General features: G+C 72.3%; 14 protein-coding genes. 5 read left to right on the forward strand and 9 right to left on the reverse strand.

Annotated features, from left to right (window positions below; all coding sequences use genetic code 11):
* Window positions 1-40: 40 nt before the first annotated feature.
* The 3 genes from AB5L52_RS41305 to AB5L52_RS41315 form a co-directional block, all read right to left on the reverse strand.
* Window positions 41-1,318, reverse strand: coding sequence for a serine hydrolase domain-containing protein (locus AB5L52_RS41305; protein WP_369368289.1), 1,278 nt, complete (start codon window positions 1,316-1,318; stop codon window positions 41-43).
* A gap of 436 nt (window positions 1,319-1,754) precedes the next feature.
* The gene (locus AB5L52_RS41310) at window positions 1,755-2,222 is read right to left on the reverse strand and encodes a hypothetical protein (RefSeq protein ID WP_369368290.1); all 468 of its coding nucleotides are present in this window, start codon (window positions 2,220-2,222) and stop codon (window positions 1,755-1,757) included.
* Window positions 2,223-2,435: 213 nt separating this feature from the next.
* Complete coding sequence (locus AB5L52_RS41315) at window positions 2,436-3,542, reverse strand: PP2C family protein-serine/threonine phosphatase (RefSeq protein ID WP_369368291.1); 1,107 nt, start codon at window positions 3,540-3,542, stop codon at window positions 2,436-2,438.
* A gap of 1,000 nt (window positions 3,543-4,542) precedes the next feature.
* On the opposite strand from AB5L52_RS41315, the gene AB5L52_RS41320 reads away from it, so the two are divergent.
* Entirely contained in the window at window positions 4,543-5,451 is a 909-nt protein-coding gene (locus AB5L52_RS41320; protein ID WP_369368292.1) for a GNAT family N-acetyltransferase, read from the forward strand.
* A 230-nt stretch (window positions 5,452-5,681) separates the two neighbouring features.
* On the opposite strand, the gene AB5L52_RS41325 is transcribed toward AB5L52_RS41320, so the two are convergent.
* The 4 genes from AB5L52_RS41325 to AB5L52_RS41340 all read right to left on the reverse strand — a co-directional run bounded on the left by AB5L52_RS41325 (window position 5,682) and on the right by AB5L52_RS41340 (window position 9,104).
* Complete coding sequence (locus tag AB5L52_RS41325; protein ID WP_369368293.1) at window positions 5,682-6,569, reverse strand: Gfo/Idh/MocA family protein; 888 nt, start codon at window positions 6,567-6,569, stop codon at window positions 5,682-5,684.
* Between the two features lie 35 nt (window positions 6,570-6,604).
* Window positions 6,605-7,588: an ATP-grasp ribosomal peptide maturase gene (tgmB, locus tag AB5L52_RS41330; RefSeq protein ID WP_369368294.1), complete on the reverse strand. Its 984-nt coding sequence runs from the start codon at window positions 7,586-7,588 to the stop codon at window positions 6,605-6,607.
* 17 nt (window positions 7,589-7,605) lie between these two features.
* Window positions 7,606-7,797, reverse strand: a complete 192-nt coding sequence (tgmA, locus tag AB5L52_RS41335; RefSeq protein WP_351023151.1) for a putative ATP-grasp-modified RiPP — start codon at window positions 7,795-7,797, stop codon at window positions 7,606-7,608.
* 431 nt (window positions 7,798-8,228) lie between these two features.
* A complete protein-coding gene (locus tag AB5L52_RS41340) occupies window positions 8,229-9,104 on the reverse strand; it encodes a fructosamine kinase family protein (protein WP_351569912.1) in 876 nt (291 codons plus the stop codon).
* A 188-nt stretch (window positions 9,105-9,292) separates the two neighbouring features.
* Between AB5L52_RS41340 and AB5L52_RS41345 the strand changes: the two genes are divergently transcribed.
* Window positions 9,293-10,003: a tRNA-dependent cyclodipeptide synthase gene (locus AB5L52_RS41345; protein WP_351023155.1), complete on the forward strand. Its 711-nt coding sequence runs from the start codon at window positions 9,293-9,295 to the stop codon at window positions 10,001-10,003.
* The gene (locus tag AB5L52_RS41350) at window positions 10,000-11,211 is read left to right on the forward strand and encodes a cytochrome P450 (protein WP_369368295.1); all 1,212 of its coding nucleotides are present in this window, start codon (window positions 10,000-10,002) and stop codon (window positions 11,209-11,211) included. Before AB5L52_RS41345 ends, AB5L52_RS41350 begins: the two co-directional genes overlap by 4 nt.
* Window positions 11,212-11,281: 70 nt before the next feature.
* Here the strand turns inward: AB5L52_RS41350 and AB5L52_RS41355 are convergent, their stop codons facing one another.
* Window positions 11,282-12,184 (reverse strand): hypothetical protein, encoded by a 903-nt coding sequence (locus AB5L52_RS41355; RefSeq protein ID WP_369368296.1) that lies wholly within the window; start codon window positions 12,182-12,184, stop codon window positions 11,282-11,284.
* Window positions 12,185-12,733: 549 nt separating this feature from the next.
* Window positions 12,734-13,690, reverse strand: a complete 957-nt coding sequence (locus tag AB5L52_RS41360; RefSeq protein ID WP_369368297.1) for a hypothetical protein — start codon at window positions 13,688-13,690, stop codon at window positions 12,734-12,736.
* A gap of 6 nt (window positions 13,691-13,696) precedes the next feature.
* Here AB5L52_RS41360 and AB5L52_RS41365 point away from each other — a divergent pair, with 6 nt between their 5' ends.
* Window positions 13,697-13,819, forward strand: a complete 123-nt coding sequence (locus AB5L52_RS41365) for a hypothetical protein (protein WP_351023165.1) — start codon at window positions 13,697-13,699, stop codon at window positions 13,817-13,819.
* 220 nt (window positions 13,820-14,039) lie between these two features.
* Window positions 14,040-14,738: a class F sortase gene (locus AB5L52_RS41370; protein WP_351023168.1), complete on the forward strand. Its 699-nt coding sequence runs from the start codon at window positions 14,040-14,042 to the stop codon at window positions 14,736-14,738.
* The last annotated feature ends 4 nt before the right edge of the window (window positions 14,739-14,742 follow it).

The raw sequence follows: 14,742 nt of genomic DNA on the forward strand, positions 1-14,742 counted from the left end.
GCGGGCTCCGCCGGGGCGGCGATCCGGCCGGGCCGGTGCCTCAACCGATGCGTGTGACCGGCAGGTTGTACACGTGCCCGGGAGAGATGACCTGAGTGATCGCCTTGCCGAGTACGGTGCTGGGCTCCTGGGACCGGTAGCCGGTGTCGGTGTTGAGGAGCGCGACGAGCGTCGTCCGGGTCGACGGCAGGTAGACGGTCAACGACTCGTAGCCCGGCAGGGAGCCGTTGTGGCCGATCCAGCCCTGGACGTCGAAGATGCCCAGGCCGTACCCGGCGCCCTTGACCGAGCCGGTCTGCGATGTGATCAGCCGCTGCTTCTGGGTGGCGGCACTGACCATCCACTGCCCGCCCGGGAATCGGCCCGTGGCCACCGTGGGCGCCCAGGTGCGCAGATCGTTCAGGTTCGAGATGATCGCGCCGGCCGCCCAGCCCCAGGACGGATTCCAGTCGGCCGCGTCGGCCTCCTTGCCGTTCGCCGTCTGCCGCGTGTAGCCCTGCGCGTGCGGGGCGGGGAGCTCGTTGCCGGCTGGGAAGAGGGTGTGCCGCATGCCGGCCGGATCGAGGATGTGCTGCTTGATGTAGTCCCCGAGGTGCTGCCCGCTCACCTTCTCCACCACCAATCCCAGCAGGATCAGATTGGTGTTGCAGTAGGAGAACTTCTGCCCGGGCTGGAACGTCACCGGGTGCCGGAAAGCGTAGGCGAGCAACTGCTCGGGCGTGAAGCCGCGTTGCGGGTCGGAGGTGAGTGCCTTGAAGAAGTCGGGGTCTTCCGTGTAGTTGAACAGTCCGCTGCGCATATCGGCCAGTTGGCGCAGCGTGATCCTGTTCTCGCCGGGCACGCCGCCGATGTACTTGGCGATCGGGTCGTCCAGGCCGACCTTCTTCTGGTCCACCAGCTGCAGCAGCGCCGTCACGGTGAAGGTCTTCGTCTCACTGCCGATGCGCATGTACATGTCCGGAGTCATCTTCTGGCCCGTGCTCTTGTCGGAGACCCCGAACGAGCGGACGTAACGTGGCTGTCCCGGCGTCCAGATGCCGACGGTCACGCCGGGCACGTTCGCCTCGTGCATCACCTTCTGTACGGCGGCGTCGAGTTGGCGCGCCACCTGCGGGGTGAGCGGACGGACGGCCGGCTCCGAGGAGGAGGGGCTCGGCAAGTCCGCGGTGAGCGCGGCCGGCACGGCGGCGGGCGCCGCGCCCGCGGTTCCGGTGGTGCCGATGGTGCTCGCGGTCCCGGTGGTGAGCGGCACCGCCAGTGTTCCCGCCAGCACGGCGATGGTGGCCCCCCGGCGCAGGCGTGCGGACGACATCGACATGGGCTGACTCCAAGCACGTGAGACACGAACGCGCGCTGAGCGGACGTCGGAGCCCGGACCTTCCCAGCATAGGAGCGCTCATCCCGCCGTGCCCGTCGGGCGGACGGACGCGGGGCGCCGCTGGCCGTCTGCCGTCGGGGTGCTTGTCGGACGGATGGGGGCCGTTCGCGGGGCGTCCTCACCCGACCCGGTCTTCACAGCGGTTCATGCCGGGGTCGACCGCCTGGACCGGTTGGAGCGGATGCGCCAGACGGCTCGGGCGGCTCGGGCGGCCCGGTCGGCGCAGGTGGATCGGGCCGGGGGCCGATCTATGCCGGGCTCGTCGCCGAGTGGCGGGCACAGGGGCGGACCGTGCCCGCGGGACCGGACCCGCTGGGAGCCGCCTTCCCCGGGCCCAGGACGGGTACGCGCGGCACGCCCCCGCACGCCTGACCCGTCACCGCCCGCACAGCGGCGCGAGAACGGCGAGGGCGCCGCTGGCCTGCCGCAGCGCCCTTGCCAGGGCACCGGGCGAGTGCAGCGTGCCGGTGCCGTCGGGCGGCACGAGCCACTCCAGGAAACGCGCGGGGCGATACGGCGGCGGTACGGCGACCCAGGCGCCCTTGGTCGCGTACCGCAGACCGGCCCCCGCCCAGCCAACGGACCGCGCCGGCGGCAGGAAGAACCCGACGCGGCCGGCCGCCGTGTCGACCAGCGTCGGCCCCGGTACCGGCGTCCCGGGCCGCCACAGCAGGTCGAGGGCGAACAGGCCGAGCCGGTCGGGAACGCTCAGCACGTCCCACAAGCGGCCCGCCTCCATCAGCGCGATGCCCTCGCCGTGATCCCAGTCCCCTGTGCAGGAGCGTGGGTCCGCCGCCGCGGCGGCCAGCCACCTCACGCCCCGCGTCCACATCGTCTTCGTCATGCGCTGCTCCGGGTGTCCTCGCTCGCCCACGCTCGCCGCGGGGAACCGTCGTGACCGGGAATCCACGTGCGCCTGCACACCAACCCGGCATATGCATGCTCGTAGACATCTCTACGCGGCGGAAAGGGTGGCGAGCCCTGGCGTTTGAGTCGGGACGTTCGAACTCCGGCTGTGCATTCGGCACTTGGGGACGTGGGACGACCGGCGGAACCGTCAGGCGGCCGGTGGTTCGGGTGTCAGCACCAGCATCGTGACGTCGTCCCGGACCTCGTAGCGCAGCCGCGCGAGGTCCCCCCACACCACCTCGGGCAGCTCGGCGGAGACCGTACCGGTCAGGGCGGTCAGGCGCGCGGGCAGAGGATAGAAGGCGCGGGCGGCGTTCCGCGCCTCCCACACCCCGTCGGAGGCCAGAAAGAGCCGGTCGCCCGGCGCGAGCGGCACGGTGACCTCCTTCGGCGGGTCGACGCCGACCAGCCCGAGCCCCAGCGGCGGGCCCGGCGCGACCGTCAGCTCCACGGCGTGTCGCTCATGCAGCAGGACGGGCACCGGATGACCGCAGGCCACCACACGCACCGCGCGCCCGTCGGAGGAGAACTCCAGCAGTACCCCGGTGGCGAACAACTCCCCGTTCCGTACGCCCGTCGAGTCCACCGCCAGCCTGCGGTCCATCCGCGCGGCGACCGACTCCAGGTCCGGCTGGTCCAGCACGGCCTCCCGGAACGCGCCCAGCAGCGACACCACCGTCGCGACCGCCGCCAGCCCGTGCCCCTGCACATCGCCCATCACCGCGCGCACGCCGTACGGCCCGGCCCGCACGTCGAAGAAGTCCCCGCCCACCAGCGTGCCGTTCTCCGCGGCCCGGTAGAAACCCGCGCACCCCACGCTCCCGACCCGCTCCGGCAGCGGCGGCATCACGGCGCGCTGCACCGCCTCACCGATCGCCCGCTCCGTGTCCAGCTGGGCGTCCCGGCGACTGCGCACATACGACACGAACACGCTCAGGGCGGCCACGAAGACGATGGTGAGCAGATCGGTGTTGCCGGGGCGGTTGAGATGGGTGGCCGGGACGTTCAGCACCACGACCACGCCGACGCCGAGGACCGCGGTGGCCGTCGGGCCGTACGACAGGACGGCCAGCGGCGGGATGGCCCCGAGCAGAAAGCCCAGATCGCGGGCGTGGGGGGTGACCAGGGTGGCGCAGGCGACGGCCACCAGCAGCAGCACGGGCAGCACCCGTACCCAGCGCGGTGGCGGCGCGCCCCGCAACCAGCCGCGTTCCTCCCGGTTCCGACGCGACACCCCGCCGCGCACCGATCTCACATCCCCAAGCTACGCCGCCCCCCGCCCTCGGGCCTCCCGCCTGCGACGACACCGGGGGCCTGGCGCGGGGCGGCAGCTGGTCTCCGGGCTGGGGTGAGGCCGGGGTCCGGGGCTGGGGTGGCTCTGGGCTTTCGGGCCGGGGTGAGGCGGGGCTTCTGGCTTGCGTCGGCACTGGGCTTCCGGGCTGAGGCGGCACTGGGCTTCGGCTGGGGCGGAGTCGGTCTTCCGGCTCGGGGTGGTCCTGGGGCTTCGGCCGGGATGGTGCCGGTCTTCCGGCTCGGGGTGGTCCTGGGATTTCGGCTGGGGGCCGCTGGTCTTTCGGCTCGGGGTGGTCCTGGGGCTTCGGCTGGGGTGGTGCTGACCTTCCAGCTCAGGGTGGCCCTGCGATTTCGGCTCGGGTGGCGCCAGTCTTCCGGCCCGGGGTGGCCCTGGGCTTTCGGCCCGGGTGGCGCCGGCCTTCCTGCCCGGAGTGACGCTGGGCCCGGTCCGGGGCGGTACCAGGGCCTCCCGCCTCGGGCGACAGTGCCGTCCGGCGGGGCGGTTCCGGGGTTTCCGGCGTGGGGTGACAGTGGTCCCCCGGCGGGGCGGTTCCGGAGCCTCCGGCTTGGTGCTGCACAGGGCTCGGTCGGGGCGTACCAGGGCCTCCGGCCCTGGACGCTCGGTCATCGCCCGGCCGCCCCGGCACCCGCCCGGTGCGGGTCTGCCCTTGCGTGTGCCGGGGCGGCCGGGACGGGGCGATGAACGGGACGTTCCGCACACGGTCGGCGAAACGCGTGGTCGGCGAGAACCTGCGGTCGGGCAGAACGCCGGGTCGGCGAAATTCGGTGGACGCTCCCGCCCCGGCCCTCATAGCCTGTGTCGGCACGCCCGAGACGGACGGAAGGAGGCGAGCGTCATGGCCACAGTCATCCCGCGCTCCCACCTCCCCGTCCCCCGGGTGTGCCACGCCTGACCGGGAGCGCAGCCCCGCCGCGAAGCGGCACGCATCCCGGAGGAACCCATGACCGCCTTGGTCATCCGCACGCTCGACGAGAGCAGCGCCCACCTTTTCGGCACCATGCCCGACCCGCTGGCGTTCCAGGACAAGCACCGGAACACCCGCTACCGCCCCGACTGGCAGCGCATCGCCGTGCGCGACGGCCGTACCGTGGCCCGCGCCGCCTGGTGGGGCGGGCCCGAGGACCCCGCACCGCTCCTGATCAACTGGTTCGATGTGGCCGAGGGCGAGGAGGAGGCCGGAGCCGCACTCCTGCGCACGGCACCCTGGCTGACCGACGAACTCGAACTCGACCTGCCCTCCGGCTGGCGCACCGACCCCAGGCTGCATGCCGCCACAGACATCAGGACCGCTGCCGCGCGTGCCGCCGGCTATGCGCCGCTGGTGGAGCGCTTCCTGTACCGCTGGACCCCGGACCGGGGCCTGCCCGAGCGGCCCGGCCGCCTCGTCTTCGCCCCGGAGCCGGACGACGCCGTCTTCTTCGACCTGCTGCGCCGCATCCACTCCGTCACCCTCGACGCCCACGCCCGCCGGGCCGCCGAGCGCGGCGGCGCCGAGATGGCCGCACAGCAGGAACTGGACGTCCTCCACTGGCTTCCGTCCCCGCGCACGTGGTGGCAGATCGCCCGCACGCCCGAGGGCGAGACCGTCGGCATCCACATCCCGGCGCGCAATTCGTCCGGACCCTGCGTCGGCTTCATCGGAGTCGTGCCGGAACAGCGCGGGCACGGCTACGCCTACGACCTGCTCGCCGTGTGCACCCACTTCCTGGCCGGCCAGGGCGCCGAGTTCATCGCCGCCGCCACCGACCAGACCAACTTCCCCATGGCCGCCCACTTCACCACGGCCGGCTACCCCGTCGTGCGGGAGCGCCTCAGCTTCTGTGCCGACCCCGTTGTCAGTGCCGGGTGACATGCTGGCGAAGTGGTGATCGGCGACGGGACGGGGAGGGGCCGTGGGCGTGGGGGAGCGGTGTGGTGCGGGGACTGTGGACCAGGACCTGTGGACCAGGACCTGTCCGGCGATCCTGTCGCAGACGCGGGGGCCGGCTCCGCCCTGCGGCTGGACGCGCCAACCCCCGCTCACCAGTGCCTATGAGGTGCCGCAGGTTTCCTGCGACCTGATGCCCGGTCAGACCCCGGCTAGTCGCCGTCGGCTGCCAGGCGGGCCTGGGCCGTTGCGAGGATTTCGGTGACGCGGAGGCCGAACGCGGCGTCGCAGGCGTGCGGGCGGCCCGTGCGGGCGGCCGTCAGAAGGGTGTCGACGGCCCGGGCCAGCGCCGGGACCGCTCCCTCGGAGCTTCCCGGCATCAGCGCCACGCCCGCCTCGCCCCGAAGCTCCACATCGGCGCCGGCCGCCGCCGGCGGCGCCGTCAGGCTCAGGGTGAGCGTGCTCGACGCGCCCGTGGCGTGGTCGAGGACCAGGTGCACGGTGTCCGAGGGACCGTGCGCCGCCGACACCACCTGTCGTACGTCGCCGAGGACCGGCAGCAGCACCGACAGGGCGTGCGGGCCGACGTCCCACAGCGCGCCCTTCTCCCGCCGCCACGGCGAGGCCGCGAACGGACTGTCGGAGGTGAACACGGCCCCCAGCCACTGCGCGCGGGCCGTGAACCAGCCCGCCACGGCCGCCTGTTCCTCGATCCAGGCCTCCGGCTCCTTCTGGAAGCGGGCGGTGAAGAACACCACCGAGGCCACCCCGGCCCGCTCCGCCGCGGCCACCACGGCCCGGCCCTCGGCGACCGCCACCCCGAGTGGCTTGTCCAGCAGCAGATGCCGGCCCGCCCGCGCCGCCCGCACCGCCAACTCGGCCTGCACGGACGGCGGCAGCGCCACGGCCACCGCGTCCACCTCGGCCAGCAGCGCGTCCACGTCGTCGTGCGCGGGGACGCCGTACTGCCCGGCCAGCGCCGTGGCCGCCGCCGGCCGGCGGCCCCACACTCCGGCGAACTCCACGCCGGGATGCCCGGAGAGAGCGGGAGCGTACGCCGCCTGGGCCCACGGGCCCGTCCCCAGCAGTCCGATGCGCATGAAGCGTTCCTTTCTCCGTGCCGATCCCCGCACCCTCAAGAGGCTGCGCTCCGGTCGCCCTCCGCACACCTGTCGTCCGGGTCCCCGTCCCCCGCAAGCCACTTGGCGATCGTCCCGGCGATGGGCTGACCTGTGTCCATCTCGACGAACCCGAACTGGCCCGACTGGTTGCACTCCAGGAACCACCAGATCCCGTCGGTGTCCTCGGCGAAGTCGAATGCGCCGTAGGCCAGTTCCGCGCCCCTCATATACCGCCGCACGCCCTCGGTGACGCGCGCGGGCACGTCCGCGGGCAGCCAGGGAGAGACCGAGGGGGCGAAACGGACGTCCACATCGTCCGGGTGAGCGTCGGGGTCGGCGGGCTTGCGCGCGGCCAGCAGAGTGTCGCCGACGACGGTGAGCCGGATGTCGGCCCGCTTGGTGACCCGCCGCTGCAGCAGCGTCGGACCGAAGGCCACCGCCGAGAAGTCGGCGTCCGGCGCGACCCGGCTGGTCGGCACCGCACGCGGCGGCTCCTGCGGGTGCGCACCGGACACCGGCTTGACCACCAGGTCCGGGAAGCGCTCCGCGAACTCCCGCGCCGCCTGCGGGAACGTTGTGATCAGTGTGGCCGGCACCGCGAGGCCGCTGCGCTGTGCGAGGTGCAGCTGCCAGGGCTTGTGCCGACCCCGGCGGGCCGCGTCCGGATGGTTCATCCAGCGTGCGTCGGTGGCGCGCAGCATGCCGTACAGCGCCTGCGACGACTCCTCCGTCAGCCAGGCGGACGGCTGGGCGGCGCGAGCGGCCGCCTCCCCGGGCCGGCGCACCCAGACGGAGCGCAGACCGCTCATGGTCACCAGGCGCCCGCCGACGGACAGATGCCCACGGTAGGCGCCCTGCACGTACTCGCCCGACAGCGCCACCCCCTTGGTCAGATCGGCGGGATCGAGCCGGACGACGGGCACACCGGCTTCCCTCAACCGGAGGACCACCATGTCCGCTGTCACGTCTTCATCACTGGTCAGGATGAGCACGGTCATATCTCGAAGTCCGCGGTTCAGTCGTCGAAGTGGGTCTTGGACCCGGCGGTCGACGTCGTGGTCCCCAGAGCTCTCATGGTCACGTGGTCGGTGGCGGCGATCCGCCCGTCCGGGAGGACGTTCAACTGCAGTCCGGAGTCGTACGCATACGGAGTGGTGACGTCCAACTGCACAGTGGGGCGCGCGTAGTTGAGCGTGAACGGTTGCATGGTCTCTCCCTGATTCGGCTTTCACGTCCTTATACGAATCGAACGGGTGATTGGTTTCCTCACTCTGCGTAATCGCAGGTCGGAGGGGGTGCCAGAAGGGCCCGCATGGCTCAGGACGCCGAAGACGCCCATGACGTTGCCCGGTTGCGGCTCTGTCCGTGCGTCAGGGCTCCGCCTGGTCGAGGGGCTGCGCCACCGACCGGAGCGGCTGGGGAGGCGGGCGATCGGGGAGGAACAAGGAGCCTGCCCGCCTGCCCTCGAAGTCGTATCAAGCCGACGGCCGCTGAACCATCATCGGGTCGACGGCCGCCCAACCAGCACTGCGCCGACCGTCGCCGAACCCGTATCACGCCGACGGCCGCCGAACCCGCATCACATCGATGGCCGTCGAGCCCGCATCTCGCAGACGGTCGTCATACCCGATGCCCGCATCACGCCGCGAGCGCGCCCCGCGCCGCCGTCAGGGCCTGTTCCGCATACCCGCGGCCGAACAGCACCGCGTGCACCAGCAGCGGGAAGAGCTGATGCACGCCCACCCGGTCCTGTCGGCCGGGCGCGAGCGGTGCCGTCTCCTCGTACCCGGCGAGCACCCGGTCCAGATGAGGGCAGCCGAACAGCTGGAGCATCGCCAGGTCGGTCTCCCGGTGTCCGCCGTGCGCGGCCGGGTCGATGAGCCGGACCTCGCCGTCGGCGCCCCACAGCACGTTTCCGTTCCACAGGTCGCCGTGCAGCCGCGCGGGCGGCTCGGCGGGGCCCGCCAGATCCGGCAGCCGTGCGCAGACCCGCTCGAAGACGGCCGCCTCGTCCGGGCGGAGCGTGCCGCGGTCGACCGCGCCGCGTACGTACGGGAGCACGCGGTACTCGGCGTACCAGCGGGGCCAGTCGGTGCCCGGCGCGTTGCGCATGGGGGCGAGGCCGATGAACGCCTCCTCGGGGCCGTCGGGCGGTGCCGCCCCGAAATGCGGTGCACCGGCCGCGTGCAGGATCGCGAGGGCCCGACCGAAACGGAGGGCCGCCGTCGGATCCGGCCGCCCGGTCGGCACCCGCTCCGTCACCATCCAGCGTTCGTCGTGACCGAGCACCGCCGGCACCCGGACCGCGTCCGCCGCGGCCAGCCAGCGCAGTCCGGCCACCTCGGCCCGTACCGCCCCGGGCGCGTCACCGCGCTTGACCATCACGCGGTCGCCGCCGTCCAGGGTGACCTCGGCGGGCGAGCCGGACGCGGTCCGCGCCCCGGTGACCGGGCGTCCGGTGAGCCGGGACGCCGCCCGGCCCGGATCCTCGTATGCCTCGTCTCGGTTGACCACGGCCTCAGGGTACGGCCCGCAACAGATGCGCGGTGCATGGAACTTCGAGCATTACTACGACTGTTTTCAGCCAAAACCAAGCAGTAACTGCCCGTGCTGATCCGGTACGGTTAGCGTGAGGGCGCCGCGCAGCCACACCAGGGGCACAGGGCCCCGCCGGGACTAGCGCGCGGCGGAGGCTTTCCCCTTTGACCACAGCATCCGTGCTGATGGCCGACGTCTTCGAAGTCCAGCCGTACACCACCCACTGCGAAGTCATTCTGGGTGAGGGCGCACATGCCGTGATCGGTGTGTCCCCGGGCAACAGCTACTTCTCCGCCCGTCGCCTGCACGACCTCGCCCGCTGGGGACTGGACCACTTCGACAGGGTCGACTTCGTCTACACCGACCTGTACGTCGCCGAGATGTACGAGGCCTCCGGCTATCCGCCGGACGAAGCCCGGCGCAAGGCGGTGAAGAACCTGCGCGGTGTGCGCGCCAAGGTCCGGGACGCGGTGGCGGTGGCGGATCCGGAGGGACTGCGGCTGGACTGGCACCCGATGTCGGAGTTCCGTACCAACCCCGCGTACCAGGAAATCCACCAGCAGCTCAAGGCCCGCCTGTCGTCCGACGGTGCCTTCCGGGCTGTTTGCGATGCCTTGGTGAATCGTTTCCTCAGTGCACGGGGCGAGACGCCGACCGAACGTCAGCGTGCCGTGTGCCTGGAATACGTGTGCGCCGAGGCTCCGCTGTTCCTGGACACCCCCGCCATTCTCAAGGTGCCCTCCTCGCTCAACTGCTACCACCAACTGCTGCCGATGGCCGAGCTGTTGTACTCCCGCGGCGCCGGCCTGCGCGCCTCCCGCAACCAGGGTCACGCCATCGTCACCCCCGCTGCCCTGGAAGGAGCCGTGGCATGACCGCCGCCCCCGGCACCCGCACCGACGCCCCGCACCTGCTCGATTTCCCGTTCTCCTGGGACGGCACCCAGGTCCCCGCCGAGGTCGAGGACATACGCGCCGCCACCCCCGTACGGCGCGTACGGACCATCGCCGGCGCCGAGGCCTGGCTGGTGTCGTCGTACGACCTGTGCGCGCAGGTTCTGAAGGACGACCGGTTCTCGCTGAAGGACACCTCCGCCCCCGGAGTGCCCCGGCAGTACGCGCTCACGATCCCGCCCGAGGTCGTGAACAACATGGGCAACATCACCGGCGCCGGGCTGCGCCGGGCGGTGATGAAGGCGCTCAACCCGAAAGCGCCCGGACTGCTGGAGTGGCTGCGCGAGGAAGCGCACCGGCTGGTGGACCGGATGGTGGCCGACGGCCCCACGGTCGATCTGCGCGCCGCGTTCTGCGATCCGTACTCGGCGGGCATGCACTGCCGCATCCTCGGCATCCCGCAGACCGAGGCCCCGGCCTTCCTGCGCAGCCTGGACATCGCCTTCATGAACGCGCCGTGCCCGATCACCGGCGCGAAGATCAACTGGGACCGGGACATCGCCCGGATGACGGCCCTGCTCGACGACCCGGCGACGCACGGCCTGATGGGCGAGATCGCCGCGCTGCGCGACGACCCCGAGTACGCGCATCTCAGCGACGAGATGCTGGCCACCGTCGGGGTCACCATGTTCGGCGCCGGTGTGATCTCCACCTCCGGTTTCCTCGCGATGGCCCTCGTCTATCTGCTCACTCATCCCATCGCCCGCGACCTCCTGCGGGACCGCCCCGACCTGACCGGCCCGGGCGTGGAGGAGCTGCTGCGGGTCAACCTCTCCATCGGGGACGCCCTGCCCCGCCTGGCGCTGGAGGACGTCCGGCTGGGTGACGTCGACGTGAAGCAGGGCGAACTCGTCCTGGTGCTGGTGGAGGGCGCGAACCTCGACCCCGAGAAGTTCCCCGACCCGCACCGCTTCGACGTCCACCGCGACAACACCGCCGACCACCTCTCCTTCGGCGGCGGCGCCCACTACTGCCCCGCGACCGCACTCGGCCGCGCGCACGCCCGGATCGCCCTGGAGGTCCTCCTCGACCGGCTCCCGGACCTCGCGCTCGCCGTACCGCCCGGCCAACTGGTCTGGCGCACCGGCTTCATGAAGCGGATCCCCGAGCGGCTGCCGGTGACCTGGTAGCCGGCGATCCACAGCCGTCCGTACGGCGCCCCGGCCCACCACAGCGGGCGGGGGCGCCGTACGGACTCGGCTACGAGCCCCGGGTCAGTCCCACCGGATTGCCCGGGGGCAGCAGGCCCGAGCCCTCGACCAGGTGAGCCAGTGGGTCCAGCAGACCGGCGAGCCGCGAGGCGCGGTCGGCGCCGAGCGCGGTCCAGGGGCCTTCGGCCGCCGCGTCCGTCAGCGCCTCCACCTCCGTGCGTACGGCCGCCCCGGCCGGGGTGAGCGCCCCGTCGGCCGCGAGCAGCCCACGCCGGCGCAGCCGTGCCGTGGCCGCGTCCCAGTCCGCCCGGTCCCACTTGCGGGTCTCCCGCAGAAACGCCCCGTCGGACTCGCCGGACGCCGCCTTGAGCACCATGGCCTCGACCGGCCCGAGCCCCTGACCCACCAGCACCGCGACATGCGAGTCGCCGCGGTGCTCGCGCAGCGTCGTCAGGCCCTGCCACAACCGGGCGGTGGGCCGGTCCGGGCGTGCCAGCGCCTGGTTGGCGGCGGCCAGCACCCGGCCCGCGGTGTCCGCACCCGCGGCGGCCTCCCAGGCGAGGTCGGCGGCCTCGGCGAACTCGGCCGAGCCGACGACGTCCGGTCCGAACAGGCCGTTCATCGCCGCGTCCAGGGCGTCCAGACGGGCGGCCAGTACAGCGGCTGGGGTCGCGTACGCCCAGGCGTCCGGCAGAGCCCGTTCAACCCGGGCGGGGTGGAAGACGTAGAAAGAACTCGTCACGACGGACGCGGGGACCGCGCCGAGTGGTGCGGCGCGCAGCGCGAAGTACCCCATCCAGTAGCCGCGCATCCCGAGCGTTGCCGCGGTTCGGCGGACCTCCGGTGCGAAGTACACGAGATCGTGCACCGGCTCGTACCGCTCCCACAGGGCCCGCGCCCATCCGTCCGCCACCGCTTCCTCCACCACGTCGGCCTGCCGTACTGTCGGCACCAGACTGCGTTATGACGCCGGTCATAACAAGAGGGGTGACTGTGCATGCGAGTGTGCGTCAGAAGGCGGACGCCACCCGCTCCCCGCCCGGTGCCCGCCGTAGTGCCGGATGAGCGGACTGCGCGCGGCCACTCCGGCAGCTGTCGAGCCCGTTCCGGGGAGGGGGCAGGACCGCACCAGCTTGTTGCATATTTCTGGCAAGAGAAAGCTGTATGCGAGAACTGCCGTTGGTGGCAACTGAGGGGACCCTAGGGGGAGTTGCCGGGCCCGGGGCCGGGTCGCACGGCGGGCTGTCACCAGAAAGTGTGACGTAGGCCACTCAGGGCTGTGTGTGGGGGCGCCACGCCGGGAGATTCGCCCGGAAGATGGCATGCGGGGCGCGATCACTGGGACAGACGGGTGGCTCGATGACCCGGCTGGGTGGCTCGGATGGTGGGAGCTTGCGCGCTCGCTGACGGTGGTTCATGTCGAGGCCGGGTCCATTCAGCTGATGAGGTATCCGCTGCCCGGCCACGACGGAAGGACTTCGCTATGCGATCTGCCCGCATGCTACTGGCCTCGGCGGCAGCAACCGCCGCTCTCGCCTTCGCGGTTCCCAGTGCGGCGCTCGCCGTTCCCGCGGGTGACGACGGAGGCCGTGACAACTCCTCTTACAGCCGGGACCATGACCGTGGTTCCGGCGACGACCACGGCCGCGACGACTCGGGCCGCGACCACGACAATGATCACGGAAACAACCACGACAACGGCCGCGGACACGACGAGCCGCGCGGCGGAATGCACACGGGTGGCGGAGCGCTGACCCTGGTGCGGAGTGACGACCGGGGTTCTGACGACGACCACGGGCGTGGTGACGAGCGCGGGGACGACGACCATGGGCGTGGTGAGGACCACGGCAAGGGCGACGACCGCGGGGACGAGGACCACGGGCGTGGTGAGGACCACGGGCGTGGTGAGGACCGTGGCAAGGGCGGCGGTGATGAGCACGGCAAGCCGCGTGGTGGTGTGCACACCGGTGGCGGTGCGCTCGCGATGCTGCGCAGCGACGACCGCGGGGATGACGACCACGGGCGTGGTGACGAGCGCGGGGACGACGACCATGGGCGTGGTGAGGACCACGGCAAGGGCGACGACCGCGGGGACGAGGACCACGGGCGTGGTGAGGACCACGGGCGTGGTGAGGACCACGGGCGTGGTGAGGACCACGGCAAGGGCGACGACCGCGGGGATGAGGACCATGGGCGTGGTGAGGACCACGGGCGTGGTGAGGACCGTGGCAAGGGCGGCGGTGATGAGCACGGCAAGCCGCGTGGTGGTGTGCACACCGGTGGCGGCGCGCTCGCGATGCTGCGCAGCGACGAGTGGGGCTCGGGCCATGACGAGGACCACGGGCGTGGTGACGAGCACGGGGACGACGACCACGGGCGCGGTGAGGACCATGGACGTGGCGAGGACCACGGGCGTGGTGACGAGCGCGGCCGGGGCGACGAACGCGAGCGTCCGCACGGCGGTATGCACACGGGTGGCGGCGCGCTCGCTGCGCCGAGCGTCACCGCGGGCGGCCTGGCCGTCCTGGCGCTAGGAGCGGGCGGCATGTACGTGCTGCGCCGCAAGAGGGCCGGCCAGCCGTCCTGAACTGACACTCCTTCCAGAGGCTGCGGCTGCCGTCGACGCGCCCACCGCGTCGGCGGCCCGCCCAGCCGGGCGGCCCCCGCGGCCGCCCCGCCCGTACGTACCCCTCCGCGCCGGGTCCCCGCGCACCGGCGCCCTGTACGTCACTCCTTGCGCGTCGGCCGCGTGACCGGCGCCCCTGTCCTGATCCCCGTGCTGCCGTGCCCAAGTGAGGTGGTGTCCGATGGCAGCAGATCCCTCCCCCCAGACCCCCGCGGAACCGCCGGAGGGCGGGCGGAGTTCCGGCCGTGGGCGGCTGACGCTGTGGGGCGCGGCGATCGTCCTCCTCTTCGTCAGCGTGTTCGGCGGCCACCACGGCTCGGACGACACACCGCGGGTCTCCCGGGCCCACGCGCCGCAGCGTACCCATCACACGGGCGGGAGCACCCCGTTCAAAGCCCAACCGCAAGAGCACGAGGTGGTCAACGAACTGCCCAGATCCGAACCGACCCGCCTGCTCATCCCCAAGATCTCCGTGGACGCCCCCTTCACCACCCTGGCCATGGACGCCTCGGGTACGCTCAAGCCGCCACCGGCCGGTGACACCAACCTCGTCGGCTGGTACTCCGAGGGTGTCTCGCCCGGGGAGATCGGCACCGCGATCATCGCCGGGCACCTGGACACGACGACCTCCCCGGCCGTCTTCGCCAACCTCGACGACCTGACCGCGGGCGACGAGTTCACGGTGCAGCGCGCCGACGGACGCGATGCCGACTTCGTCGTGGACGACGCCGAGACCTACGCCAAGGACAACTTCCCCAGCAACCGCGTCTTCGGCGACGCCCAGCGCGCCGAGGTCCGGCTGATCACCTGTGCGGGGCCGTACGACAAGGCGGCGAAGGACTACACCAACAACCTCGTGGTCTACGCCCACCTGGAGTGAGCCG

Origin of the sequence: Streptomyces sp. CG4 (assembly GCF_041080655.1) — a bacterium.
Taxonomy (GTDB): Bacteria; Actinomycetota; Actinomycetes; order Streptomycetales; family Streptomycetaceae; genus Streptomyces.

Coding starts and splice junctions, on each gene's coding strand:
- AB5L52_RS41365 (WP_351023165.1), top strand. CDS start 13,697: ATGCACACGGGTGGCGGCGCGCTCGCTGCGCCGAGCGTCACCGCGGGC.
- AB5L52_RS41350 (WP_369368295.1), top strand. CDS start 10,000: ATGACCGCCGCCCCCGGCACCCGCACCGACGCCCCGCACCTGCTCGAT.
- AB5L52_RS41325 (WP_369368293.1), bottom strand. CDS start 6,569: ATGCGCATCGGACTGCTGGGGACGGGCCCGTGGGCCCAGGCGGCGTAC.
- AB5L52_RS41320 (WP_369368292.1), top strand. CDS start 4,543: ATGACCGCCTTGGTCATCCGCACGCTCGACGAGAGCAGCGCCCACCTT.
- tgmB (WP_369368294.1), bottom strand. CDS start 7,588: ATGACCGTGCTCATCCTGACCAGTGATGAAGACGTGACAGCGGACATG.
- AB5L52_RS41370 (WP_351023168.1), top strand. CDS start 14,040: ATGGCAGCAGATCCCTCCCCCCAGACCCCCGCGGAACCGCCGGAGGGC.
- AB5L52_RS41310 (WP_369368290.1), bottom strand. CDS start 2,222: ATGACGAAGACGATGTGGACGCGGGGCGTGAGGTGGCTGGCCGCCGCG.
- tgmA (WP_351023151.1), bottom strand. CDS start 7,797: ATGCAACCGTTCACGCTCAACTACGCGCGCCCCACTGTGCAGTTGGAC.
- AB5L52_RS41305 (WP_369368289.1), bottom strand. CDS start 1,318: ATGTCGATGTCGTCCGCACGCCTGCGCCGGGGGGCCACCATCGCCGTG.